Below are 24615 nucleotides of genomic sequence, written 5' to 3'. Positions count from 1 at the left end.
TGGCGCCTGTCTTTTTGCCTGACTCCTCACGCCATACATAGGCCGTGCCTGCCGCGGTGCATCTGCAGGCGAGGTGCCCGGCACCTGATCGCGCCTTGCGGCGCTCCTACGAACCCGCGTTTTTCTCTGTGTCCTCTGTGGCGCCTGGCCTTTCCGCCTGACGCCCGACGCCTGACGCCTCCATCACCTGCCCCACGCTGAGCCCCGCGTCGTTGTACGGCACGACCTCGGGCAGGAACGCGGTGAGGCCTTCCGCGTTGAGGCGCGCGAGCACGGTCTCGCTGAGCCGGCGGTTGAGGAAGACGCCGCCGCTCAGGCCCACGGCAAACTCGCCGTGTTCGGCGCGCAGGCGCCGGGCGGTGGCGACGAGGGTCTCGGACAGCGTGTCGTGCATGCGCGCGCTGCGCTCGGCCAGGGGCAGGCGCACGTCCTGCACGAGGTCCACCAGGGGTTCCCAGTCGATGCGCAGCAGGCCATCGGTGTCGGTCACCAGGGGCAGGGGCGAGGCGGGCATGGCCGCGTGGCCGGCGGCCAGGGCCTCCCAGGCCATGGGGCCCTGCGCCTCGTGGCTGGCCTCGTGCAGCACGCCGGCCAGCGAGGCGCAGGCGTCGAACAGGCGGCCGACGGCGGTGGAGGTGGGGGTGTTGAGGCCGCGCTGCCAGGCCGCGCGGGCGAGTGCGGCATCGATCCCGGCGTTGGTCCTGGGCGGCTGCCAGTCCCGGCTGCCTTCCCAGACGAGCGCGGCGGCGGCGCGCCAGGGCTCGCGACCGGCACGGTCGCCGCCCGGCAGGCGGAAGGGGCGCAGGCTGGCGACGCGCCGCCAGGCGCCGGGGCGGCCGAGCAGGGCCTCGCCGCCCTGGATGTGGCCGTCCTCGCCCAGGCCGGTGCCGTCCCAGGTGAAGACCAGCCAGCGTGTCACCTGCGGGTGCTCGGCGGCGAGCAGGGCGGCGTGGGCATGATGGTGATGGACGGCCAGCGTCGGCAGACCGCGCGCGGCGGCCCGCGCACGGGCCCAGCGGGTGCTGGCGTAGTCCGGGTGGGCGTCGTGCAGGATGCGTTCGGGCTGCACGTGGTAGAGGGCACAGAGGTCGTCGATCACCTGTTCGAACACGGCCAGGGCGCGCGGGCTGTCGAGTTCGCCGATGTGCGGCGAGACCACCAGGCGGTCATCCCAGGCCAGGGCGACGGTGTTCTTCATGTGACCGCCGACGGCGAGGGTGGGGCAGGCCACGGGGCGGGGCAGGTCCAGCGCCAGCGGCGCGAGACCGCGGCCGAGGCGCAGCCGGCGCGGGCGCCCGGCGATGACGCGGCAGACGCTGTCGTCGGCCGGGCGCAGGATGGGGCGGTCGTGATGCAGGAAGGCGTCGGCCACCTCGGCGAGGCGCTGTTCCACGGCCTCTGCCTCGGTGAGCACGGGCTCGCCCGAGCGGTTGGCGGAGGTGGCGACCAGCGGGCCGCCGTGGTCTGCAGCGAGCAGATGATGCAGCGGGCTGTAGGGCAGCATGGCGCCGACCTCGGCAAGCCCCGACGCGATGCCCGGCGCCAGCCCATGATCCGGTGTCAGTGCGACCAGCACGATGGGCCGCTCGGGGCCGGTGAGCGCGGCGGCCTCGGCCGCGTCCGGCGCGGCGTGGCGGCGAAGCACGGCCAAGCCGTCGTCGCCGGCCCAGGGAAACAGCACGGCCAGCGGCTTGTGCGGGCGGTGCTTGCGCGCGCGCAGCCGCGCCACGGCGGCCGGGTTGCGGGCGTCGCAGAGCAGGTGGTAGCCGCCGATGCCCTTGGCCGCCACGATCCTGCCGGCCGCGAGCGCGCGGCCGCAGGCGGCGAGCGCGGCCGCGTTGCCGGTGATCTCCCCGCCCGCCTCGCGGTAGCTGAGCGTGGGCCCGCAGTCGGGGCAGGCGAGCGGCTGGGCGTGGAAGCGCCGGTCGGCGGGGTTCTCGTATTCGGCCCGGCAGGCGGGGCAGAGGGCAAAGTCCGCCATGGCCGTGTTGGGGCGGTCGTAGGGCAGCGAACGGATGAGGGTGTAGCGCGGCCCGCACTGCGTGCAGTTGATGAAGGGGTAGCGGTGGCGACGGGCGTGGGGATCGGCGAGCTCGGCCAGGCAGTCGTCGCAGGTGAAGAAGTCCGGCGGCAGCTGGATGCGCGGGGTGTCGTCGGCCGCGCTGGGCCGGATGACGAAGTCCCTGTCCGGGGTGGGCGCGATGGTGGCCGTCTCGACCAGCCGCGGACGGGCCAGCGGCGGGGCGTGATGGAGCAGGCGGTCGAGCAGGTCGTCCAGCGCCCCGGCCGGGCCGCCGGCCTCGATCAGCACCTCGCCGCTGCGGTTCTGCACGTAGCCCGCGAGCCCGCGGGCGCGGGCCTCGCGATAGACGAAGGGCCGGAACCCCACGCCCTGCACCTGCCCGCCGATGCGCCAGCGGCGCGTCTCACGCGGCACTGGGTTTGGCTTCCCTCACGCCACTGGCCCACCAGATGCGGCAGGCGCCTTCGTCGGAGACCATGCAGGGGCCGACCGGGTTGCGCGGCGTGCAGGCCTTGCCGTAGAGGCGGCACTCGTTGGGGTAGATCTTGCCCAGCACCACGCGCGCGCAGTCGCAGCCGGGCGGCATTTCGCCGGCGCGCTTGCGCGAGGCATCCTCGTAGGAGGGGTAGCGCAGGCGCGCGTTGTGCTTCGCGTAGGAGGCGTTGAGCTCGAAACCGGAGTCCGGGATCACGCCCACGCCGCGCCAGTTGGCGTCCACCACGTCGAGCACCGCATCGAGCTGGCGCTGGGCGGCGGGATTGCCGCCGGGGCGCGCCACGCCGGTGTAGCAGTTGTCGAGAAAGTGCCGGCCCTCGATGTGCTGGCGCAGCACCGACCAGGTGGCGGCCAGCAGGCTCTCCGGGGAGAAACCGGCCACCGCCGCCGGGATGCCGTGCCGTTCCACCACGAAGCCCCATTCCTCCGGGCCCATGATGGTGGAGACGTGGCCGGGAGCGATGAGGGCGTCGAAGCCCGGGGCCTCGGAGTCCAGCAGCATGGCCACGGCGGGCCAGGTCTTGCGCGCGGAGAGCAGCACCGAGAGGTTGTCGGGCACGCCCTCGGCGAGCATGGCGGCCACGGGCGCGGTGGTGGTCTCGAAGCCCGCGGCGAAGAACACTACGGGCCGGTCGGGCTGTGCGCGGGCGATGGCCACCGCCTCGGTGGGCGAGGCGACGGGACGGATGTCGGCGCCGGCGGCCTGTGCCTCCACCAGTGAGCGGGCCTGGGCCCTGGGCACGTTCACCGGCACGCGCAGCATGTCGCCGAAGGCCACCAGGGTGATGTCCTCGTTGAGGGCGAGCTGGATCGCCTGGTAGATGTCCTCTTCCGGGCAGACGCAGACCGGACAGCCGGGCCCCGGGATGAGCTCGATGTTGCCGGGCAGGGCGCTGCGCAGGCCGGCCATGCTGATGGAGCGCTCGTGGCCGCCGCAGACGTTCATCACGCGGATGCGCGGCGGCAGGTCGAGGCAGCGGATGCGCTCCAGCCAGTCGCGCGCCTCGGCGCTCATTCGGCGTGCCCGTGGCTGTGGTGATGGGCGTGGCTGTGGCCGGGATCGGCCCCATGCAGCCGGGCGCCGTCGGCCTGTACCGCGGGGCGCGCGGTCCGGCCGTCGTCCAGGCGCTGGCGCTGTGCTGCGAGTTCGCTGCGCAGCCAGTCCAGCCAGGCATCCAGCCCCACGCCGTTGCGCGAGGAGAGTTCGATCACCGGGGCCGGATTGGCCAGGTGCCGCAGCGCGGTGGTGGCGGCATCCACGCTGAAGTCGTCGAGCACCGGCAGCAGGTCGGCCTTGGTCAGCAGCATGAGATCGGCGGCGCGGAACATCACCGGGTACTTGGCCGGCTTGTCGTCGCCCTCGGTGACCGAGAGCAGGGTCACGTTGCGGTGGTGGCCGAGGTCGAAGCTTGCCGGGCAGACCAGGTTGCCGACGTTCTCGATGAAGACGATGTCCAGTCCGTCGAGCTCCAGGGCATGCAGTGCGTCGTGCACCATGTGGGCGTCGAGGTGACAGGCGGTGCCGGTGGCGATCTGCACGGCCGGCACGCCCCTGGCGCGGATGCGCTCGGCGTCGTTCTCGGTCTCGAGATCGCCCTCGACCACGGCGATCTTCAGCTCGCCCGCCAGCGCCTCGATGGTGGCCTCGAGCAGGGCGGTCTTGCCCGAGCCCGGCGAGGACATGAGGTTGATGCACAGGATGCCGCGGCCGTCGAAGTGGGCGCGGTTGTGCGTGGCCTGCACGTCGTTCTCGCTGAGCAGGCCCTGCAGCACGGTGACGGCGGTCTTGCCGTTGTCGGTGCGGGCGAGCTTGCCGCCGGGCTGGATCAGGTGGCGGTTGCCCGGGGTGATGTTGCAGCCACAGGTGTCACACATGGGCGGACTCCTTTGCCGTGTCGTGTGCGTTTTCGGTAATGAGTTCGACGCGGGTCAGCAGCAGTTCGTCGCCGCTGATGATGGTGGTCTGCCAGTCGCCGCAGGCACCGCAGAGCAGCCGGTTGGCCGTGGCATCCGACTCCGCGTTGCAGCTGCGGCAGCGTACACGGATGGGCAGGCTCTCGAGTTCCAGCGCGGCGCCCTCGGCCAGGGTGCCCGCCTGGGCGATGGGAAAGGCCTGGGCGAGCAGGGCGGGTTCCACGCCGGAGAGCGGCCCGATGGAAAGCTGTACGAGACTCACAGCTTTGGCCCCGTGCGTACGCGCGATCTGTTCCACCTGGCTGATCACCGACTGGCATACCGACAGCTCGTGCACGCTCAGCCCCCTTCCAGGGCGAGCATCTCGTCGTAGATCTCCCAGGCCGAGCGCGCCTCTTCCTCGGTCATCTTCTGGATGGCGTAGCCGACATGCACCATGACGAACTCGCCGGCCTGTACCGGTTCGTCCTGCAGCATGAACAGGCTCACGGTGCGCTCCACACCCTTGGCTTCGCAGCGCGCGTTGTAGCCGTCGACCTCGATGACCTGCATGGGAATTCCAAGACACATGGCGCAATGCTCGCTGGGTGACGTGACGATGTTATTACAGACGATGACAGTTGGCGGATCAAGACGCAATACACGTATGTCCATACACGTTGAAGCAGAATACATTGACGGACACGCGAAAGCGTCTACCTTTTAACGGAGTCTGTCGATGGATTGACCAGGGTCATGCCCGGTGCGTGATGCGCTATCCATGTCACGACAGTTTCATTATGCTCGGCCATGATGATCAGACATTGAAAAATAAGAAGTCGCTAATAAAGCAGCGGTCTTCACAAGAACAAGCCACGAGGGATGTCATCTTGGAACCTGCCATCGCGCAGTCGCCCGTCACCCGCAGGATACTGGTCCTGGGCCTGGGCAATACCCTGCTCACCGACGAAGGCGTGGGTGTGCACGTCATCGAAGAACTCGCCCGCAACGACCCCGACGCCCTGCAAGCCGACTACATGGACGGCGGCACCATGAGCTTTACGCTCGCCGGTCCCATCGAGGAGGCCGCCGCACTCATCGTGGTGGACACGGCCCAGCTCGATGCCGCACCGGGCACCGTGCAGGTCTTCGAGGGTGAGGCCATGGACGACTTCATCGCCACCGGCAAGAAGAGCAGCGTGCACGAGGTCTCGCTCAACGACCTGCTGGCCATCGCGCGCCTGGAGGACAACCTGCCTGCAAGACGCGCGCTGATCGGCATCCAGCCGGCCGACTTCGACTGGGGCAGCTTTCCCACCGCGCCGGTGGCCGCGGCCATCCCGCTGGCCTGCCGCGCGGTCGAACAACTCATCGCACGGTGGCAGGCATGAGCGGGGCTGACTCATGAGCGGCCTGGCGGATATCGGCGTGAAGGTGGAGTCCGGCGGCTTTGTCCCGGACGACGCGCTCACGGGCATGGCGGATGCCGTCCTGCGCGAGATCCACCAGCACCTCGAGGCCCTGCGTGACCGGGGCGAAACCCACGTGATCGACCTGGCCAGCCTGCCCTTGACCGGTGCCGACCGCCGCCAGCTGCGCGAGGCGCTGGGGCAGGGCGAGGTGACGGTCCAGGTCGAGGCCGCCGGCCCGACCGCCATCCACGAGACGGCCTATGCCGGCGTGTGGTGGGTGGAATACCAGAACCTGCTCGGCGCCACGGCCATCGAGCAGGTGGAGATCGCCCCGGCGCCGGCCATGCTGCCGGCACACGTGGACGACATCGCCGGCGCCGCGACGCGCCTGGCCGCTGCACTGGAAGGCGATCATCCAGCAGACTGAATCCTGATCAGTACCGGCTATACGGAGGCGGGTATGAACGACAAGAAGAAACTTCCCGAAACCCTGGGTGAGGAACTCAGCCGGCGCGGCATGAGCCGGCGCAGCTTCCTCAAGTTCTGTACCGCCGTGGCCTCGGCCATGGCCCTGCCGGCCTCCATGGCCCCGGTGATGGCCGAGGCACTGGCCAAGGCGCGACGCCAGTCGGTGATCTGGCTGTCCTTCCAGGAATGCACCGGCTGCGTCGAGTCCATCACCCGCTCCTATGCCCCCTCCATCGAGTCGCTGATCTTCGACTTCATCTCGCTGGACTACCAGCACACCCTGCAGGCCGCCGCCGGCCACCAGGTGGAGGAGGCGCGCGAGATCGCCATGAAGGAGAACTGGGGCAAGTATCTGGTGGTGGTCGACGGCTCCATCCCGCTGAAGGACGACGGCGTGTACTCCACCGTCGCCGGCGAGACCAACCTGCAGACCCTGAAGCACGTGGCCGAGGGCGCGGCCGCCATCATCACGGTGGGCACCTGCGCGGCCTTCGGCGGCATCCCCAAGGCCAACCCGAACCCGACGGGCGCGGCCGCGGTGCAGGACATCATCACCGACAAGCCCATCGTCAACGTGCCGGGCTGTCCGCCCATCCCCGAGGTGATGACCGGCGTGATCGCCAACTTCCTCACCTTCGGCAAGCTGCCCGAGGTGGATCACCTCAAGCGTCCGCTGGCCTTCTTCGGCGACTCCATCCACGACCGCTGCTATCGCCGCACCTTCTACGACCAGGGCAAGTTCGCCAAGAGCTTCGACGACGAGGGCGCGCGCCAGGGCTGGTGTCTGTACGAGCTCGGCTGCAAGGGGCCGACCACCTACAACGCCTGCGCCACGGTGAAATGGAACCAGAACCTCACCTTCCCCATCCAGTCCGGGCATGGCTGCATCGGCTGCTCGGAACCGGACTTCTGGGACAAGGGCAGCTTCTACGCGCCGCTGTCCAGCGGCAACTGGGGGTCGGCCGAGGGCATCGCCGCCGCGGCGGTGGCGGGTGCGGCCGTCGGCATCGGCGTGGCCGCCATGTCGAAGGCCAAGCAGAAAAAGACCACGGAACAGGGGTGATCACCATGGACCTACTCGAATTCGCCCGCGGCCCTGCCATGCAGTGGTCGCTCATCATCCTGGCGTTCGGCATCGCCTGGCGCCTCTTTGGCATCATCTTCCTCAAGCGCAAGAAGGACCTGTCCGAGCCGCGTCAGACCGGCACGCTCGGCGGCGCGGTGAAGACGGTGTTTTCGCGTTCCGTACCGGCGAAGGCCTTCTGGTCGCGCGTCATCTACTCCAACCTGGTCGGCTACGTCTTCCACATCGGCCTGGCCATCGTGGTGTTCGCCTTCCTGCCGCACATCCTCTGGTTCGAGAGCATCCTCGGCTTCCAGTGGCCGGCGCTGCCCACCAGCGTGATCACCCTGGTGGCCGTCATCACCCTGGCCGCCATGGTGGCCCTGCTGGTGAGGCGCCTCACCCATCCGGTGCTGCGCATGATCTCGAACTTCGATGACTACTTCAGCTGGCTGGTGACGATGGTGCCGCTGCTCACCGGCATGATGGCCTTCACCCACACCGGTTTCGGCATGCGTTACGAGACCGTGCTGGCGATCCATATCCTCAGTGTCGAATTTCTCTTCATCTGGCTGCCGTTCGGCAAGCTGGGACACAGCTTCCTCGTGTTCCTGAGCCGCGGCACGACGGGCGCGCTGTTCGCGCGCCGGGGGGCACGTACATGAGCAGCACCGATCTGGAACAGGAACATCCGCTCGACCTCGAATCCAAACGCGTGAGCGTGAAGAAGCCCGAGAAGCGCTTCGACATGCAGGGTGACATGCCCGACGACCAGCGCGTGCACACGGCGATGGTCAACTTCGTGAAGGACTTCGGCGCCACCAGCGCCACCTACATGGAGTCCTGCGTGCACTGCGGGCAGTGCGCCGAGGCCTGTCACTTCTACGTGCAGACCGGCGATCCGAAGTACACGCCGATCTGGAAGCTCGAGCCCTTCAAGCAGGCCTATAAGCGCGAGGCCGGTCCCTTCTCCTTCCTCTACAAGGCGCTGGGTCTCAAGCGCAAGATCACCGTGGAAGAACTGCAGGAGTGGCAGGAGCTCATCTACGACTCCTGCACCATGTGCGGCCGCTGCACCATGATCTGTCCCATGGGCATCGACATCGCCACCCTGGTGGGTCAGGCGCGTCACGCCATGTTCCAGGCCGGTCTGGTGCCGCACGAGCTCTGGTCGGTGGCCGAGCGGGCCGAGCGCGAGGGCAGCCCGCTGGGCGCCACCGCCAATGTGTTCGAGGACCGCATCGAGTGGATGGGCGACGAGCACGAGGTGGAGATGCACGTCGACGAGGACGAGGCGGACGTGCTCATCACCATGTCCTCCATCGAGATCCAGAAATACCCCGAGTCGATGGCGGCCGTGGCGAAGGTGATGAACCACCTCGGTCTCAAGTGGACCTTCCGCACCGACGGCTACGAGGCCACCAACTTCGGCATGCTCTCGGGCAACACCGCCTGGCAGAAGGACATGACGAAGAAGATCGTGGAGGCCGCGAAGAAGGTCGGTGCGCATACCGTCATCCTGCCCGAGTGCGGCCATGCCTACGGCGCGCTGCGCTGGCAGGGGGCGAACATGATGGGCGAACCCCTGCCGTTCAAGGTGCGCCACATCTCGGAGTTTCTCGCCGAGCAGGTGAACAACGGCCGGCTCAAGGTGAAGAAGGTCGATACCTCCGTCACCTTCCACGATCCCTGCCAGGTGTCGCGGCGCGGTGGTGCCACGCAGGCGCCGCGCGACGTGATGAAGGCCCTGGGTGTGGAGTTGCGCGAAACGGAAGATACCGGTGACTACAACTGGTGCTGTGGCGGCGGCGGTGGCGTCATCACCATCCATCGCGCCGACAAGCTGCGTTACAAGGCCTTCGAGATCAAGATGGCGCAGATCGAGAGGGCGGGCGGCGAGATGCTGCTCACCAGCTGTTCCAACTGCCGTCAGAACTTCGACGACAGCCAGGAACACTTCCACTGGGACAAGACGATGCACAGCCTCCTGGAACTGGTGGCCGACAACCTCGTCGAGAACTGAACAAGAATAAAACCGATTGCATGGGGATAGCAGCATGAGCACAGAACGTATCGTCGTCGATCCCATCACGCGCATCGAGGGTCATCTGCGCATCGAGGCCGAAGCCGATGAGAATGGCTTCATCAAGCATGCCTCCAGCGCCGGCACCATGGTGCGCGGCATCGAAACCATCCTGAAAGGCCGCGATCCGCGCGATGCCTGGGCCTTCGCCCAGCGCATCTGCGGTGTCTGCACCCTGGTACACGGCATCGCCTCGGTGCGGTCGGTGGAGGATGCGCTGGATTATCCGATCCCGCCCAACGCCCAGCTGATCCGCAACCTGATGATCGGGGCGCAGTTCGTACACGACCATGTCATGCACTTCTATCATCTGCATGCCCTGGACTGGGTGGACGTGGTCTCGGCGCTCAAGGCCGATCCAAAGGCGACCTCCGAACTGGCGCAGTCGCTCTCCAACTATCCGCGTTCCTCGCCGGGCTACTTCTCCGATGTACAGAAGCGCGTGAAGGAGTTCGTCGAGTCCGGTCAGCTCGGCATCTTCGCCAATGGCTACTGGGGGCACCCGGCCTACAAGCTGCCCCCGGAGGCCAACCTCATGGCCGTGGCCCATTACCTCGACGCGCTCGCCTGGCAGCGCGACGTGGCCAAGCTGCAGGCCATCGTCGGCGGCAAGAACCCACACCCGAACTTCCTGGTCGGCGGCGCGCCCTCGGCCATCAGTGCGGGCGGTTCCTCCGCCGGTGCCACCGGCGGCACCGCGCTCAACGACGTCGGCCTCTCGCAGGTGCGCGACATCATCATCCAGATGCAGACCTTCGTCGACCAGGTCTATGTGCCGGATACGCTGGCCATCGCCAGCTTCTACAAGGACTGGTTCAAGCGCGGGGAGGGCGTGGGCAACTTCCTGACCTACGGCGACTTCCCGGAGAAGGGCTACGACGACATCTCGACCTACCTGGTGCCGGCCGGCGTCATCCTCGATCGCGACCTGTCCACCATCCATCCGATGGATCTCAACGACCCCGAGCAGATCCAGGAGTTCGTCGCCCATTCCTGGTACGACTACAGCAAGGGCAAGGAGGCGGGCCTGCATCCCTACGAGGGCGAGACCAACCTCAACTACACCGGACCCAAGCCGCCGTACCAGCACCTCGACGTGGACGCGAGCTATTCCTGGCTCAAGTCGCCGCGCTGGCGCGGCAAGCCCATGGAGGTGGGGCCGCTGGCGCGCGTGCTGATGATGTATGCCAACGGGCACGAGGCCACCCGCGAACTCGCCGGTTTCGCCCTGAAGACCCTGGACCTGCCGCTGGAGGCGATGTTCTCCACCATGGGCCGTACCGCCGCGCGTACCCTGGAGAGCAAGATCGTCGCCGACCAGATGATGACCTGGTACGACAACCTCATCGACAACATCCGCCAGGGCGACGTGAAGACCCACAATCAGGAACTATGGGACCCCTCCACCTGGCACAAGACGGAGAAGGTGCGCCGTGGCGTGGGCTTCATGGAGGCGCCGCGCGGCGCGCTGGCCCACTGGTCGGTGATCGAGGACGGCAAGCTGAGCAACTACCAGGCCGTGGTACCCAGCACCTGGAATGCCGGTCCGCGCGATGCCGAGGGCCAGTTCGGTCCCTACGAGGCGGCGCTGATGGACAACCACCAGCTGCACGACCCGCACCAGCCGCTGGAGATCCTGCGTACCATCCACAGCTTCGACCCCTGTCTGGCCTGCGCCGTGCACATGGTCGACAAGAACGGCGAGGAGCTGGTGCAGGTCAAGGTCCGCTAGGCCCGATGAGTAAGACGCCCCGGCAGGATCGGGACAGGCACTCAGGGAAGGAGTCGAACGAGGCAGACGTCGGGCCGATCCGCGAGGTACTGGCGGCCGAACAGGCGGCCGCCGAGGCCCTGCGCCGCTGCCACGAGGAGGCACGTCTGATCCTCGAGGCGGCGCGTGCGCGGGCGCGGGCCATCGAGACCACGGCGGATGCGCGCATCCACCGCGTCCACCAGATCCGCGAGCGTGCCGTGGTCGAATGGCGTGAGCGGGCCGTGGTGCAGTGCCAGGTGCTCTACGACCGGGCTGGCGATCCCGACCAGGAGGCGGCCCTGGTGACCGCCGCGGTGGACGCCGTGGTCGAGGGGCTGTTCGGTGAAGCGGACGAGGGGCGCTGAGATGACGGCCGCCCGCCTCCTGCTGGCTGCCGCGCCCGGACATGGTCAGCTCGACTATGCCCTGGCGCGCCTGCATCACCGCCTGGCCCGTATCCCGGGGGAGGGGGCCTGGGCCCAGCTCGCACCGCTCGTCGATTACCACCATTACCTCGATGCCGCCGCCCGTCAGCCGCTCGCCGACTGGCTGGGCGGCCTGTCGCGCGAGGCCGACGTCCATGGCCTCGAACAGGCCCTGCGCCAGCGCCATGTCGAGGAACTGCGGCGGGTGGCCGGCTGGCTGCCGCCGGCCTACGCCCCGCTGCTGCGCTGGTGCGAATACCTGCCCTATCTCGACTTCGCCGGTTTTCTGCAGCGCCGCGAGCCCGCCCCGGAGTGGATGCAGGCCGACCCGCGGCTGGCCGCCTGGCTGGAAGGCCGTGAGGCCGGGGTCCTGGCCGAGCTCCTGGGCGGGCAGGGCGCGGCTGCCGGGCAGGGTCGGCGGGGCGCCGGTGGCCGCCACCGGGTCAACCGGCACTGGCTGGCCGGTTTCTGGCGCCGTCTGCCGGAGGCGCTGGCGGTGCTGCGCGCGGACGCCCGTTTCCGGAACCTGCTCGAGGCGGTGGTCGAGGGACATCCCCTGCATGAGGCCGGGCTGGCCCCCGAGTCGCGCACCCTGCCGCGGCTGCTGCGCGAGGCCCACCACCAGGTCATGCAGGCCCCGCTCGCGGCCCTCTATCCGCTGCTGGTGCACTGGCTGCTGCTGCGGCTGCGTGCGGAGCTGGTGCCGCGTCGCCTGGACCTGAAGCTGGCGGGTGAGGTGGCCTGATGCTCAAGCCGCAGGCCGCCCGCTGGATCGAGATCCTGTTGCCGCACGAGGCCTTTGCCAGCGCGCTCGATGTGCTGGCCGCCACCGGGCAGGTGGAGGTGGAGCCGGCCGGCGCGCGGGGCTCGCATCTCATCAGCACCCACGCCCTCACCGCCGGCGCCGAGCGCTTCCGCCTGCTCGAGCGCGACTATCGCCACGCCTGGCCCGCGCCCGAACCGCCGGTCTCCGTCGGCCTGGAGGACCCGCTCGCCGCGATGCAGGCGGCCCTGGAGGGGGTGGAGGCCTGGCGGCGCGAGGCGGTGGACCTCATCAACGGACTGGAGGGGCTGGATGCCGCCCGGCGCGAGGCCCGCCTGTGGCTGGCCGTGCTGCAGGCCCTGGGCGAGGCGGGGGTGCCGCTGGCGCAGGTGGAGGTCGCCGGCTCGCGCATCGACGTCATGCTCTGCTGCGGCGACGGGCCGGTGCTCCCGGCGGACTCGCGGATACTGGCCCTGCCCATCGATGCCGGGCTGCCCGGCCGGGAGGCGGGGGCGGAACCGCATGCCGCCGACTGCCGGCTGCTGGTCGGGCGCGCCGGTGCGCTGGATGTCTTCCGGCAGGGGGGCGAGGGGCACTGCCACGGCTGGCCGGACTGGCTGCGCGGCCGCCCCGAGCCGCTGGAGGTGGCCGAGGTCCGGCTGGAGGAGCTGGAGGCCGGGCGCGCCGACGCCGTGCGCCGCATGCATGCGCTGGCCGAGCGCCACGACCTCGCCCGCCGCCTGGGCGTGCTGGCCCAGTGCGCCTGGATCGCCGATCACCTGCGGGCACTGCACACCACGCGCCACCTGATCCGCCTCACCGGCTGGACCACGCTGTCCCCCGAGGCCCTGGACACCGAACTCGAACAGGCCGGCGTGAATGCCCTGGTGGTGGCCGCGCCGGCACCGCGCAGCCGGGCCGCACCGCTGATCCTGCGCCACCGCCGCTGGGCGCAGCCCTTCGAGACCTTCGTGCGCGCCCTGGGCATGCCGGCCGGGCGGGACGCCGACCCCACCGTGATCCTCGCCGTGGCCGTGCCGCTGCTGTTCGGCTACATGTTCGGCGACGTCGGTCACGGCCTCGTGTTCCTGCTGCTGGGGCTCGCGCTCATGCGGCGCTGGCCGCTGGCGCGGCTGCTGGTCTGGGGCGGGGCCTCGGCCATGGTCTTCGGCCTGCTCTACGGCAGCATCTTCACCAACGAGACCCTGATCACGCCGCTGTGGCTGCATCCGCTCAACCACCCGGTGACCCTGCTGGCCGGCTCGCTGGTGATCGGCGTGGTGCTGCTGGGGCTCGGGCTCCTGCTCAATGCCCTGCAGGCCTGGTGGGATCGGGACACCCGACCGCTGGGCTGGCTGGCGGAGGCCGGCTTCATCGGGCTGTATGCCGGGATCCTCGGCGCCTTCTTCCTGCCGGCCCTGGGGTGGCTGGCCGTCCTGGGGCTGGTCACCATGCTGCTGACCGCCGCGCTCGGCGGTGGCCTGAAGGCCGTGGGGCACCTGGCGGGCGAGCTCGTCGAGCGCGTCTTCCAGCTGCTCGTCAACACCCTGTCCTTCGTGCGCGTCGGCGCCTTCGCCCTGGCGCATGCCGGGCTGGCGGCGGCGGTCACGAGCCTGGCCGAGGCGACCACGGCCCTCTGGGCGACCGCGCTGATCCTGGTGCTCGGCAACCTGCTCATCCTCGCCATCGAGGGCCTGGTGGTCTCGATCCAGACCACGCGCCTGATCCTGTTCGAATTCTTCGTCCGCTTCCTCAAGGGCGGCGGGCGGCCCTTCCAGCCCATCCAGCCACCGCCGCATTACCAAGGAGTCCAGCGTGAACCGTCCTAGTGCCGTTCCCCTGTTGTTGAAAGCCACGATCGCGATCGCGGCCTGCGCCACCCTGCTGCTGGGTGCGAGCCATGCCTTCGCCGCCGAGACCGAGGGCCTCGCCCAGCTGATGGGCGACCCCGTCTGGCAGTGGGGCCTGATGGCCGCCGCCCTCTCCACCGGCCTGTCGGCCCTGGCCGCCGGCATCGCCGTGGCCCGGGTCGGCTCGGCCGCCGTCGGCCTCATGGCCGAGAAGCCGGAGCTCTTCGGCCGGGCGCTCATCCTCGTCGGCCTGGCCGAGGGGATCGCCATCTACGGCCTGATCGTCTCCATCCTCATCCTCAACCGCCTGGTCTGAGGACGATGGCGAGCATCGGCTTTCTCGGCGACGAGCTCACCGCGGCCGGCTTCCGGCTGGCCGGTGCGCAGGTGGAGACGCCGGACGAGGACGATTTCGCCGCGCGTTACGAGAAGCTGCGCGGCGAGTGCGACGTGCTCATCCTCACCGCGCCCTGGGCGGCGCGGCTGGAGCCCCGTCGCCGCGCCGCGGATGCCGCGGCCCTGAAGCCGCTGCTGGTCGTGATCGATGCCATCAACCACGATGCCGGCACCGGGGGCGCCCCCGACGTCGGTGCCGAGGTGCGGCGGCGGCTGGGCATGCGCGAGGAGGGGGCATGAGCCAGGGACAGGACGCGCACCGGCTCATCGAGCACATCCGCGCCAGCCAGGCGCGCGAGTGCGAGGGGCTGATCGAGGCCGCCCGCGCGCAGGCGCAGGCGCTGCTGCAGGAGGCGCGGCGCAGCGCCGCCCGCCGACTGCACGCGACGGTGATGGCCGAGCGCGAGCGCATCGCCCGCGAGCAGGCCCTGGCCGAGGCGCGCATCCACACGGCCGAGCGCGAGTGTGCCCAGCAGCGCCTGCAGGGCCTGTTCGACCGGGCCCTGTCGCAGCTGGAGATGGCCCTCCTGGCGCGCTGGGCCGAGCCCGGACCCGCCGCGCGCTGGATCGAGGCCCTGGTCGCGCAGGCCGCCGCCACGCTGCCGACGCGGGACTGGACCCTGGTGCGCGGCGGCCCCTGCTGGCTGGCCCACCACGAGGCGGCCTGGGACCGGGCCATTGCGGCCTGCGGGGCGCGCACGGCAGCGGTGGAACAGGTCGACGACCTGCATGCCGGCCTGCGTATCCGCGCACAGGGCGTGGTGCTCGACGCCACGCTGGCGACCCTGCTGGCCGACCGGCACCTGCGCGAGGCCCTGCTCGAGGCCCTCGACACCACCGCCACGACGGACGCGACATGAGCGAAGCAGTCATCGAATACATCGGCGGCCCGCTGCTGCGGGCCCGCACGGAAGGGCCTTTCGGCCTCTACGAATCGGTCGCCATCGGCGAGGAGCGGCTGCTGGGCGAGGTGGTGCGCCTCGACGGCGACCACATCACCGTGCAGGTCTACGAGGACACCACCGGGCTCGCCCCGGGGCGCCGGCTCGCCGGCACCGGCCGGCCGCTCTCCATCCCGCTCGGGCCGGGCGTGCTGGGCGGCATGTACGACGGCCTGCTGCGCCCGCTGGACGGCTTCGACACGCCCTTCATCCCGCGCGGCGGCTTTCGCGAGCGCGACCAGCACTACCGCTTCACCCCCGCCGTCTCGGTGGGGGATAGGCTCGCGCCCGGCGCCGTGCTGGGGGCGGCCGAGCGGGCAGGGGCCATGGACCAGCAGGTCCTGCTGCCGCCCGATCTCGGCGGTGAGGTGGTGGAGATCGCGGCGGCCGGCGAGTACCGCGAGGCCGAGGTGATCTGTCGCCTCGAGGACGCGCGCGGTGAGCGGCACGAGGTCGCCGCCCGCCAGGACTGGCCGGTGCGCATCGCACGCCCGCTGGCCCGCCGCCTGCCGGTGGACGAGCCGCTCATCACCGGTCAGCGCGTGATCGACTCGCTGTTTCCCGTGGGCCTGGGCGGCAAGGCGGCGGTGCCGGGGGGCTTCGGCACCGGCAAGACCGTGCTGCTGGAGACGCTGGCCCGCTGGTGCAGTGCCGATGTGATCATCTACGTGGGCTGTGGCGAGCGCGGCAACGAGCTCACGGGCATGCTGGAAGAATTCCCCGGCCTCTCCGATCCCCGCACCGGGCGCTCGCTGATGGAGCGCACGGTGATCATCGCCAACACCTCCAACATGCCGGTGGCCGCGCGCGAGGCGAGCATCTACACGGCCGTCACCCTGGCCGAGTACTACCGCGACCAGGGCCTGCACGTGGCGCTCATGGCCGACTCCACCAGCCGCTGGGCCGAGGCCCTGCGCGAGATCTCCGGGCGGCTCGGCGAGCTGCCGGGCGAGGCCGGCTACCCGGCCTATCTCAGCAGCCGGCTCGCCGACTTCTACGAGCGGGCGGCCAAGGGCGAGACGCTGGCCGGCAAGATCGGCTCGGTCACGGTCATGGGCACGGTCTCGCCGCCGGCCGGCGACTTCTCCGAGCCGGTGACCAGTCACACCAAGCGCTACGTGCGCAGCTTCTGGGCGCTGGACGCGAAGCGCGCGCAGGCACGCATGTACCCGGCCATCAACCCGCTGCAGTCCTACGCCGAGGAGACCCCGCGGCTGGCCGCCTGGTGGCAGGCGCGCGGCAACAGCGACTGGCCGCGCCTGCGCCGCGAGACGCTGGCCCTGCTGGAGGAACAGACGCGGCTCGAGCGCATGGCGCGCATCATCGGCAAGGACGCGCTGCCCTTCGGCCAGCAGATGCGCCTGCTCGCCGCCGAGCTGCTGAACGACGCCTTCCTGCGCCAGTCGGCCTTTTCCGAGAACGACCGCTACGCCTCGCCCGAGCGCCAGACCGTCATGCTGCGCCTGCTCATCCGCTTCGCCGAGCTCGCCCAGCAGGCCGTGGCCCACGGCGTCACGCCGGCCGAGGTCACGGGCCTGCGCATCTACCGGCGCCTGCAGCGCATGGGCGAGGATCTGCCGCCGGACGATCTCGCCGCCTACCAGGCCCTGGGCGAGGACATGGAGCGCGAGCTGCGTGCACTGGCCGAGGAGGTGACGGCATGAGCGGGCGCATCACGCAGCTGCGCAGTCGCATCTACCTGGAGGGCGCGGCCGAACGCCTGGAGGGGCCGCTGCTGTTCCTCAAGCGCCTGGCCGAGGTCACGCTCAACGAGGCCGTGTACGTGGAGGATGCGAGCGGCCGCCAGCGCCTCGGGCGCATCGTCAGCATCGACGAGGAACGCATGACCGTGGAGGTGCTGGAGCCGACCATGGGGCTCAACCTCGACGACATCCGCCTCAACCTCACCGGCCGGCCGCTGGAGTTCGGCGTCGGTCCCGGCCTGCTCGGGCGCGTCTTCAACGGCGTGGGCGAGGTGGTCGACGGCGGCCCGCCGGTGGCCGCGCGCCGGCACCTGGAGATCGGCGGCCTGCCCATCAACCCCGTGCAGCGCGAGACGCCGCGCGACTTCATCGAGACCGGTGTCTCCACCGTCGACATCATGAACAGCCTGGTGCGCGGGCAGAAGCTGCCGCTGTTCTCGGGCGGCGGTCTGCCGCACGACCGCCTGGCCGCGGACATCGCCGTCAACGCGCGGCTGCGCAGTTCGGACGAGGACTTCGCCATCGTCTTCGTCGGCATCGGCCTGCCCTACGACAGCGCCGAGTACTTCCGCCATCGCCTGGAGGAGAGCGGGGCACTGGAACGCACCGTGCTGTTCCTGAACCTGGCCTCTGACTCCAGCACCCAGCGCCTGCTCACGCCGCGCTACGCGCTCACCGCCGCCGAGTACCTCGCCTTCGAGGAAGGCATGCACGTGCTGGTCATCATCACCGACATGACCAACTACTGCGAGGCCCTGCGCGAGGTCTCCTCCAGCCTCGGCGAGATCCCGAGCCGCAAGGGCTATCCCGGTTACATGTACTCCGACCTCGCCACCCTCTACGAGCGCGCCGGGCGCGTGCACGGCCGGGCGGGCACGCTCACCCAGCTGCCCATCCTCACCATGCCCGCCGACGACATCGGCCACCCCATCCCGGACCTCACCGGCTACATCACCGAGGGCCAGATCGTGATCGACCGCGAGCTCGACCGCCAGGGCGTGTACCCGCCGGTGAAGGTGCTGCCGAGCCTGTCGCGCCTGATGAAGGACGGCACCGGCGGCGACTACACGCACCCCGATCACCCGGCGCTGGCCAACCAGCTCTACGCCGCCTATGCCCGCGCGCAGCAGGCGCGCCTGCTGGCCTCCGTGGTCGGCGACGACGGCCTGGCCGAGGAGGACCGGCAGTTCCTCGCCTTCGCCCACCGGTTCGAGCACGACTACGTGGCCCAGGACGAGCGCCGCAGCCTGGAGGCGAGCATGGCGCTGGGCTGGGAGCTGCTACGCGCGTTGCCGCGCACCGCGCTCAACCGTCTCAACGACGCGCAGATCGCGCAGTACATCGACGGGGAGGGCAGCGGATGAGCGATCTCATCCCCACCCGCTCGGCCCTGCTGGAGCTGCGCGACGAGCAGGGGGTGATGCGCGAGGGGCACGCCTTCCTCGACGAGAAGCGCGTGCTGCTCGCCAGCGAGATCGTCGTACAGCTCAAGCGCTATGAGAGCCAGCGTCGCGCCTATCTCGCGCATCGCGAGGATGCCCGTACCGCGCTGGCCCATGCCGTACAGCGTCATGGCCTGGAGGGGCTGGCCGCCTATCCGGCCGCCGATTCCACCGGTGAATTCAGGCAGCACCGGCGCAGCCTGCTCGGCGTGCCGCTCACCGAGGCGCGGCTCGACATCGAGGCCGCGCGCCAGGCCAGCGCCGACCTCGCCACCACCGAGGGCGAGCACGCCAAGACGGCGTTTCTCGTCCTGCTCGAAGACCTCGCGGCCCTGGCCGCCACCACCGCCAACCTCACGCGCCTGCTGCGCGAATACCAGCGCACCGAGCGCCGCGCCCGCGCGCTGGAGGACGTGATCATTCCCGAGCTCAAGGAGAGCATCAAGGCCATCGGCGACGTGCTCGAGGCCCAGGAGCTGGAAGAGGCCATCCGCGTGCGCAGCCGCCGCCCAGGCTGACAGCACGGCCGGCGGCGTCTATAACAGGCGCATGCAGATCTGGACCCGCCGCATCTACGACGACCCCGGCCCGCAGGACGGCCGCCGCATCCTGGTCGACCGCCTCTGGCCGCGCGGCATCGCCAAGGCCGAGGCGCGGATCGACGCCTGGCTGAAAGACCTCGCCCCCTCCGACGACCTGCGCCGCTGGTTCGGTCACGACCCCGCACGCCGGGATGCCTTCCGCCAGCGCTACTTCGCCGAGCTCGACCAGGCCGGCGAGGCCATGACCCAGCTGCGCGACTGGGCAGGGCAGGGGCGCATCACCCTCGTCTATGCCGCCAGGGACCGGGCGCACAACAACGCCATCGCCCTGCGCGACTACCTGCGGGCGCGGGACGATTGATCGATTCTTTGCGGTCGGTCAATGCGCGCGTATCAGCAAATCCCGATACTACGACGCATCAATAAAAACGGCCGGCAGGGTATCCGTGCCCGACCGTCCGACTCCTCACTGCCACGGAATGTCCAAGGAGAAGACCATGAAGAAGATGACCATCCCCTCCACCGCCCTCGGCCTGCTGCTGGCCGCCGCACTGGGCGCACCCGCCATGGCCGCCCCGGCATCGGCACAGCCGCTCGTCCTGGCCCAGGCCGAGACCGCCGAGCAGGAGGCCAGCGAGGCGGAAGAAAACGAGGAACGCAGCCGCGACCGCGAACAGCGCCAGGAACACCGCGACAGCAAAGGCACCAGCGACGGCGCCTACCGCGACAAGGCCAAGGGCCAGGGCCAGGGTCAGCAGGGCAAGCCCGACGACATGGGCCAGGGCAAGGGCAAAGGCGCCGAGCAGCAGGAACAGCTGCGCGAGCGCAAGATGGAACATGAACAGAAGGAAGCCGGCAAGGGCTCCGAGCAGGGCCAGGAGGCCCGCGAACAGCGTCGCAAGTGGTGGCGCTTCTGGGAGTGATCCCAGGGTAGTACCCGATCAAGGCCCGGCCTCGCGAGAGGTCGGGCTTTTTTGTGGGCAGAGTCTATCGGGGCGTGTCCAGTGGGCTCAACACGGCCCGGCCGCCACGGTTCAGAACGTGCGTGTAGATCATGGTGGTCTTCACATCGGCATGACCTAGCAGGTCCTGTACGGTACGAATGTCATAGCCGTCATCCAGCAGGTGCGTCGCGAACGAGTGGCGCATCACGTGCATGCTCACGCGCTTGTGGATGCCAGCCGCACGCGCCGCCTGGCTCAGTGCGCGCTGAACGTTCTTCTCGTACCAGTGATGACGACGTTCCGACCCCGAGCGTGGGTCGATCGAGCGCTTCGGAGCGGGAAACACGTACTGCCAGCGCCACTCCGTGGCCGCATTCGGGTACTTGCGCTCGATCGCATCCGGCAGGGCCACAGTGCCGAACCCCTCGGCCAGGTCCGACTCGTGCGCCTGTTTCACCTTGGTGAGATGAACCTTGAGTTCACCGGCCAGGGCGCGGGGCAACATGGTCTGGCGGTCCTTGTTGCCCTTGCCCGCCCGCACCGTGATCTGGTTGTAACCGAAGTCGATGTCCTGCACGCGCAGGCGCAACACCTCCATCCGTCGCATCCCCGTGCCATACGCCAGCCGAACGATCAGGCCATTGACCCCGTGCAACTGGCCGAACAGTCGCTGGATCTCCTGGCGTGTGAGCACAACGGGCAAGCGTTCCGGGCGCTTCGCGCGCACCACGTCCGAGAGCCACGGCAGGTCCATATCGAGGACGTGCTTGTATAGAAAGAGGATGGCGGAGAGCGCTTGATTTTGCGTGGAGGCCGACACATGCTTGTCTACGGCCAGATGACTCAGGAAGGCCTCGACCTCGGACGCTCCCATTGTCGAAGGATGGCGCTTGTCATGGAACAGGATGAATCGACGCACCCACTGCACATACGCATCCTCGGTGCGGATGCTGTAATGACGTACCCGGATCGCCTCTCTCAGACGGTCCAGCAGCCGTGGCTGGCCCATAGACACCTCCTTGTGTCCGATTTCTCCTGGATTGTCCGGTTATTATTCACTATGTGGTTGATTTTTCAACTACTCCGCTGCTACGGGTCCCATTTGACCGGTTTAAACCGGTCATTTAGGCCCACTAATTATAGTTATGCGTAAGGGACGGCGATGGATATACCCGAAAGCATGAAGGCTGACCTTGGCTCGTGGAACAACGGTTCAGGGATTGACCTTGAGTCTTGGGTTGGGTGCGCCGGCAACTTTTCTCTTGCTGTAGGCTACGCGGCCATCTTCTGGCCGGAGTTCACAGAATTCGAAGGGTACATCCTTCCGAAGGGTTTCTCTGAGGCGTCGTTAAGGGGCTTCGAAGGCCGAGACGGGAGCACGCGAAAGTCTGTTGAGTGGGTGATGAACCACAGGCACTTGCAAGACATTCAGCATTTGAGCTGTGAGGATATTTCGAAGGACAAATTGATTCGGCTTGGCACTGTCTTGAAAGAAATCTACGAAGCCAAGCTGCAGTGGCAGTTTCCGGAGCGTCCGTGCGTAGTCGAGTTCTTCGTGCCAGACGATGCGGACGATTATTCTCAATACCAAATATCGTTTTGGCAGGTGAGCGATGAGCAACTTGCATAACCACCGCTTCGAGTCCGACGGCTTACCCTTCCGCTGCGCTCCAGGGCAATCCGCGGCTCAAGCGGAACGTTATGCGTCATGAAGGGGCGGATGTGTCTGTTACGTGCTCAGTATTTATCGCAACGAGCCTAGACGGCTTCATCGCAAGAAAGAACGGCGATCTTGATTGGCTGCCTGGGAGCGATGGTGAGGTTGCGAGCGAAGACTATGGTTTCAATGAGTTCTTCGCGTCCATAGATACGCTTGTCATGGGCCGAAAGACTTATGACTTGGCGTTGACATTCAAGGAATGGCCGTATCAAGGCAAGAATGTCATCGTCTTGAGTAGTGGATTCCCGAAGAACCTCAAGAGCCTCAAGGAAGGCGTTGAGGGGACTTCATCGTCTCCCACAGAGTTGATTCAACTATTGGCTTCGTCCGGTTCTGAGCGCGTCTACGTTGATGGTAGAAAGACAATCCAGGCTTTCCTGCAAGCAGGTCTGATTCAGGACATGACTATAACTAGAATCCCCGTGCTAATTGGCGACGGAATACCGCTGTTCGGTCCATTGACACGTGACATCAGGCTACAGCATGTATGGACACGCAGTTATGAAAGCGGCTTTGTGCAAAGCCTGTACAAGATTGCAGATGCCGCATAACACGTCGCTTAACCTGACGCGCTACTTCGGCGCTCAGCGCCTCGTAGCTAGCAGGTTAGCTTGGCGTTAGGCAATAAAAAAGGAGGTAGCTTTGGGCATTTTGGACTTTATCCGCTCAGTCTTTCGTAGCACAGGCCCGAGCAGCACTGTCAGTACGGGCGCAACTACGAGCCAACGAAGGGAAAAGGGAACGGTCACTTACCGCCAAGATCTGGGTGAGATTGACGCGGGCGGAGTCTCTCTCAACGCCTCCATCGAGGTGCGGACGTTTACCGAACAAGAAATCAGAGAAAATGCGCAGGATAACAAGTGGTACTACGAGCCAGCCTTCTGGAAGGTCGCCGAAGGCGTTGATGCAGATCGTAGGGCGCTTGAATTATTGCTTCCGGAACTCTTGGTGGCCCATACATCGGGAAGCCCACGTCGTGAGCAGGAAACCGTCATGAAGCATTTGCCAGAGGGAACTTGGCGATGGGCGGCTTACGTGAATTATCTTGTAGAACGTGACAAAGAATCTTACGAGGAAGAAATAGCCGATATAAACGGCAGCTCATTGGCTGAACTCTTGGGTGGCTTGAAGGTGCCGGAGCTTCGCGCGATATACAAAGAACACGCAACAAAAGAATCGGGTGCTGCCGGTTCAAAGAAGGCTGACATCATAAATGCCATCATTAGCGTTGTTGAATCCGATGCAGCCGAGCAACTGACAACGGCATTGCGCGAAAGGCTTGTCTCTGAACTAGAGAAGCCAGGAACCGTGAACCACCGCGACATGAGTGCAATGTTCGCTAGGCGTATAGCAGCAATTGCGTATGCGCTACGACGCAGGAAGCAGATGCTTGAAATATCGGAGAGATATCCAAATTGGAGATTCGTAGCATTTCAAGGACCTGATACACCGGAGCGATGTAATAAGTTGGACGGCAAGACGTTTAGGTTCGATGATCCGTTCTGGGATAGCGGGTATCCGCCATGTGACCGGTTGGACTGTGCGTGCAGAGCAGAAGTCAAGATGAGATAGTGTCCAAGGCGCATCGTTTGAAAGGGAGAGGGAGAAGATTATGGGGTTGCTCGATAAGTTCTTTGGGCGCAGACAAGTGACCAAGCCGGCTTCGTCTACGCCTGCGCACCCTATGGGGGAAGTGCGCAGGGCCGTTGAGCCTTTGCTGCCCGGTGACGTCGGTGAGTTTGTAAAAGTGGCCCGGATCGCTTGGGAAGCAAGGGACTTTGAACGAGCCAGGTTGATGTACCAGAAATCTGCATACGCTGCCAGCGTAATCCGAGATCCGGCTACCAAAGAGCAGGTCAACGCCATGCTGAGATCTGAACAGGCGCGGTACGTGGTTGATGACCCATTGTTTGACGCCATCCTTACATCAGCTTTGAAAGTAATATGTGCATCCCCCGGTATTTTGCAGAGCGAGTTATATAAGCATGTGCCGTACGAACGCGAGCAAACACAGTGGGCGCTCTACTATGGTGAAGTTCTTGGGCGAGTACGGCGCGAGAAGAAGGGTCGTAGTTACGCGCTGACTGCCGAGGAGTCGTGATACCGAAAATGCCTAACACGGCGCTCCACCCGACCGCGTACCGCTACGCGGCCCGCGTCGGGTGAGCTTGGGCGTTATGCGACCAGGAGAGTTGAGTGCCTCTGACAATACAACAAGCAAATGACTTGGAGGCGTCAATTCAGGGCTACGCGTTCCCAGCGGTCTATTTCGACTTTCTCAATAATGCACAAGTCGATGCGGGGAATATGCCTGCCCTGGAGGGTGTCATTCGAGGGATGCTGATTTCACCTCATGGGCAACAAACGGAATACGGCCTTGCCAATGTCATTTACTGGGGAAACGCGAACGCTGGTTATCAAATGTATCGTGTTAACCATTTCAGAAACGGAGTTACTGCTGCTCAGTTAGGACAATTTCAGCAGCTGGTAGCGAATGGAAACATACCAACTTTACAGGACGTTAGGAACATTCGTTTGCCGCAATTCTCTGGCATCTCTTTTATCTCAAAAATAGTCGCGTTCTTAGATCCCGTGAACTATTGCGTTCTTGATCTTTTGCTTTCCAGGCTCGGTGGGGTACAAGGGTAATCCCCCCGAAAACTAACGGTGCTCAAAAGTAGAATTTTCTCGTAACCTAT

The 24615-nt window shown here is 67.1% G+C and carries 28 protein-coding genes; 22 read left to right on the top strand and 6 right to left on the bottom strand.

Features of this window, described 5'->3' with window-relative positions:
- Positions 1-106 precede the first annotated feature (106 nt).
- The 5 genes from hypF to HUJ28_00775 are packed head-to-tail and all read right to left on the bottom strand — an operon-like array spanning position 107 to position 5002.
- Positions 107-2437, bottom strand: coding sequence for a carbamoyltransferase HypF (gene hypF / locus HUJ28_00795; GenBank protein ID MBD3618000.1), 2331 nt, complete (start codon positions 2435-2437; stop codon positions 107-109).
- Positions 2427-3533 carry a hydrogenase formation protein HypD gene (gene hypD, locus HUJ28_00790; protein MBD3617999.1) on the bottom strand — a complete coding sequence of 369 codons (1107 nt, stop codon included), beginning with the start codon at positions 3531-3533 and terminating at the stop codon, positions 2427-2429. The genes hypF and hypD overlap by 11 nt, the downstream gene beginning before the upstream one ends.
- The gene (gene hypB / locus HUJ28_00785) at positions 3530-4393 is read right to left on the bottom strand and encodes a hydrogenase nickel incorporation protein HypB (GenBank protein MBD3617998.1); all 864 of its coding nucleotides are present in this window, start codon (positions 4391-4393) and stop codon (positions 3530-3532) included. Before hypB ends, hypD begins: the two co-directional genes overlap by 4 nt.
- Positions 4386-4769, bottom strand: coding sequence for a hydrogenase maturation nickel metallochaperone HypA (locus tag HUJ28_00780; GenBank protein MBD3617997.1), 384 nt, complete (start codon positions 4767-4769; stop codon positions 4386-4388). Before HUJ28_00780 ends, hypB begins: the two co-directional genes overlap by 8 nt.
- Positions 4770-4771: 2 nt before the next feature.
- Complete coding sequence (locus HUJ28_00775; protein MBD3617996.1) at positions 4772-5002, bottom strand: HypC/HybG/HupF family hydrogenase formation chaperone; 231 nt, start codon at positions 5000-5002, stop codon at positions 4772-4774.
- A gap of 209 nt (positions 5003-5211) precedes the next feature.
- On the opposite strand from HUJ28_00775, the gene HUJ28_00770 reads away from it, so the two are divergent.
- From HUJ28_00770 to HUJ28_00690, 17 genes are all read left to right on the top strand, one after another.
- Positions 5212-5802: a HyaD/HybD family hydrogenase maturation endopeptidase gene (locus tag HUJ28_00770; protein MBD3617995.1), complete on the top strand. Its 591-nt coding sequence runs from the start codon at positions 5212-5214 to the stop codon at positions 5800-5802.
- 13 nt (positions 5803-5815) lie between these two features.
- Complete coding sequence (locus tag HUJ28_00765) at positions 5816-6250, top strand: hydrogenase expression/formation protein (protein MBD3617994.1); 435 nt, start codon at positions 5816-5818, stop codon at positions 6248-6250.
- 33 nt (positions 6251-6283) lie between these two features.
- Positions 6284-7354 carry a hydrogenase small subunit gene (locus tag HUJ28_00760; protein ID MBD3617993.1) on the top strand — a complete coding sequence of 357 codons (1071 nt, stop codon included), beginning with the start codon at positions 6284-6286 and terminating at the stop codon, positions 7352-7354.
- Between the two features lie 5 nt (positions 7355-7359).
- Positions 7360-8019, top strand: coding sequence for a nitrate reductase (locus tag HUJ28_00755; GenBank protein MBD3617992.1), 660 nt, complete (start codon positions 7360-7362; stop codon positions 8017-8019).
- Positions 8016-9377, top strand: coding sequence for a (Fe-S)-binding protein (locus HUJ28_00750; protein MBD3617991.1), 1362 nt, complete (start codon positions 8016-8018; stop codon positions 9375-9377). The genes HUJ28_00755 and HUJ28_00750 overlap by 4 nt, the downstream gene beginning before the upstream one ends.
- Positions 9378-9411: 34 nt before the next feature.
- A complete protein-coding gene (locus HUJ28_00745; GenBank protein MBD3617990.1) occupies positions 9412-11169 on the top strand; it encodes a nickel-dependent hydrogenase large subunit in 1758 nt (585 codons plus the stop codon).
- A 5-nt stretch (positions 11170-11174) separates the two neighbouring features.
- Positions 11175-11555, top strand: coding sequence for a hypothetical protein (locus tag HUJ28_00740; protein MBD3617989.1), 381 nt, complete (start codon positions 11175-11177; stop codon positions 11553-11555).
- A 1-nt stretch (position 11556) separates the two neighbouring features.
- Entirely contained in the window at positions 11557-12360 is an 804-nt protein-coding gene (locus HUJ28_00735) for a hypothetical protein (GenBank protein MBD3617988.1), read from the top strand.
- Positions 12360-14207, top strand: a complete 1848-nt coding sequence (locus tag HUJ28_00730) for an ATPase (GenBank protein ID MBD3617987.1) — start codon at positions 12360-12362, stop codon at positions 14205-14207. Before HUJ28_00735 ends, HUJ28_00730 begins: the two co-directional genes overlap by 1 nt.
- A gap of 109 nt (positions 14208-14316) precedes the next feature.
- On the top strand, positions 14317-14544 hold the full coding sequence (locus HUJ28_00725; protein MBD3617986.1) for a F0F1 ATP synthase subunit C: 228 nt from the start codon (positions 14317-14319) through the stop codon (positions 14542-14544).
- A 5-nt stretch (positions 14545-14549) separates the two neighbouring features.
- A complete protein-coding gene (locus HUJ28_00720; GenBank protein ID MBD3617985.1) occupies positions 14550-14864 on the top strand; it encodes a Vacuolar H+transporting two-sector ATPase F subunit in 315 nt (104 codons plus the stop codon).
- On the top strand, positions 14861-15484 hold the full coding sequence (locus HUJ28_00715) for a hypothetical protein (protein MBD3617984.1): 624 nt from the start codon (positions 14861-14863) through the stop codon (positions 15482-15484). The genes HUJ28_00720 and HUJ28_00715 overlap by 4 nt, the downstream gene beginning before the upstream one ends.
- A complete protein-coding gene (locus tag HUJ28_00710; GenBank protein MBD3617983.1) occupies positions 15481-17229 on the top strand; it encodes a V-type ATP synthase subunit A in 1749 nt (582 codons plus the stop codon). The genes HUJ28_00715 and HUJ28_00710 overlap by 4 nt, the downstream gene beginning before the upstream one ends.
- Positions 17226-18632 (top strand): V-type ATP synthase subunit B, encoded by a 1407-nt coding sequence (locus HUJ28_00705; GenBank protein ID MBD3617982.1) that lies wholly within the window; start codon positions 17226-17228, stop codon positions 18630-18632. The genes HUJ28_00710 and HUJ28_00705 overlap by 4 nt, the downstream gene beginning before the upstream one ends.
- Complete coding sequence (locus tag HUJ28_00700; GenBank protein ID MBD3617981.1) at positions 18629-19228, top strand: V-type ATP synthase subunit D; 600 nt, start codon at positions 18629-18631, stop codon at positions 19226-19228. Before HUJ28_00705 ends, HUJ28_00700 begins: the two co-directional genes overlap by 4 nt.
- A 31-nt stretch (positions 19229-19259) precedes the next feature.
- Complete coding sequence (locus HUJ28_00695; protein ID MBD3617980.1) at positions 19260-19613, top strand: DUF488 family protein; 354 nt, start codon at positions 19260-19262, stop codon at positions 19611-19613.
- 136 nt (positions 19614-19749) lie between these two features.
- On the top strand, positions 19750-20175 hold the full coding sequence (locus tag HUJ28_00690) for a hypothetical protein (GenBank protein MBD3617979.1): 426 nt from the start codon (positions 19750-19752) through the stop codon (positions 20173-20175).
- A 64-nt stretch (positions 20176-20239) separates the two neighbouring features.
- On the opposite strand, the gene HUJ28_00685 is transcribed toward HUJ28_00690, so the two are convergent.
- Positions 20240-21205, bottom strand: a complete 966-nt coding sequence (locus HUJ28_00685) for an integron integrase (protein MBD3617978.1) — start codon at positions 21203-21205, stop codon at positions 20240-20242.
- A gap of 171 nt (positions 21206-21376) precedes the next feature.
- Here HUJ28_00685 and HUJ28_00680 point away from each other — a divergent pair, with 171 nt between their 5' ends.
- The 5 genes from HUJ28_00680 to HUJ28_00660 all read left to right on the top strand — a co-directional run bounded on the left by HUJ28_00680 (position 21377) and on the right by HUJ28_00660 (position 24565).
- The gene (locus HUJ28_00680) at positions 21377-21826 is read left to right on the top strand and encodes a hypothetical protein (GenBank protein ID MBD3617977.1); all 450 of its coding nucleotides are present in this window, start codon (positions 21377-21379) and stop codon (positions 21824-21826) included.
- A gap of 71 nt (positions 21827-21897) precedes the next feature.
- Positions 21898-22467: a dihydrofolate reductase gene (locus HUJ28_00675; protein ID MBD3617976.1), complete on the top strand. Its 570-nt coding sequence runs from the start codon at positions 21898-21900 to the stop codon at positions 22465-22467.
- 91 nt (positions 22468-22558) lie between these two features.
- Positions 22559-23488 carry a hypothetical protein gene (locus tag HUJ28_00670; GenBank protein ID MBD3617975.1) on the top strand — a complete coding sequence of 310 codons (930 nt, stop codon included), beginning with the start codon at positions 22559-22561 and terminating at the stop codon, positions 23486-23488.
- Between the two features lie 40 nt (positions 23489-23528).
- The gene (locus HUJ28_00665) at positions 23529-24017 is read left to right on the top strand and encodes a hypothetical protein (protein MBD3617974.1); all 489 of its coding nucleotides are present in this window, start codon (positions 23529-23531) and stop codon (positions 24015-24017) included.
- Positions 24018-24112: 95 nt separating this feature from the next.
- Entirely contained in the window at positions 24113-24565 is a 453-nt protein-coding gene (locus HUJ28_00660; protein ID MBD3617973.1) for a hypothetical protein, read from the top strand.
- The last annotated feature ends 50 nt before the right edge of the window (positions 24566-24615 follow it).

Source organism: Chromatiales bacterium (genome assembly GCA_014762505.1).
Lineage (GTDB): Bacteria > Pseudomonadota > Gammaproteobacteria > SpSt-1174 > SpSt-1174 > SpSt-1174.
This window is presented reverse-complemented; position numbering and strand designations above follow the sequence as displayed.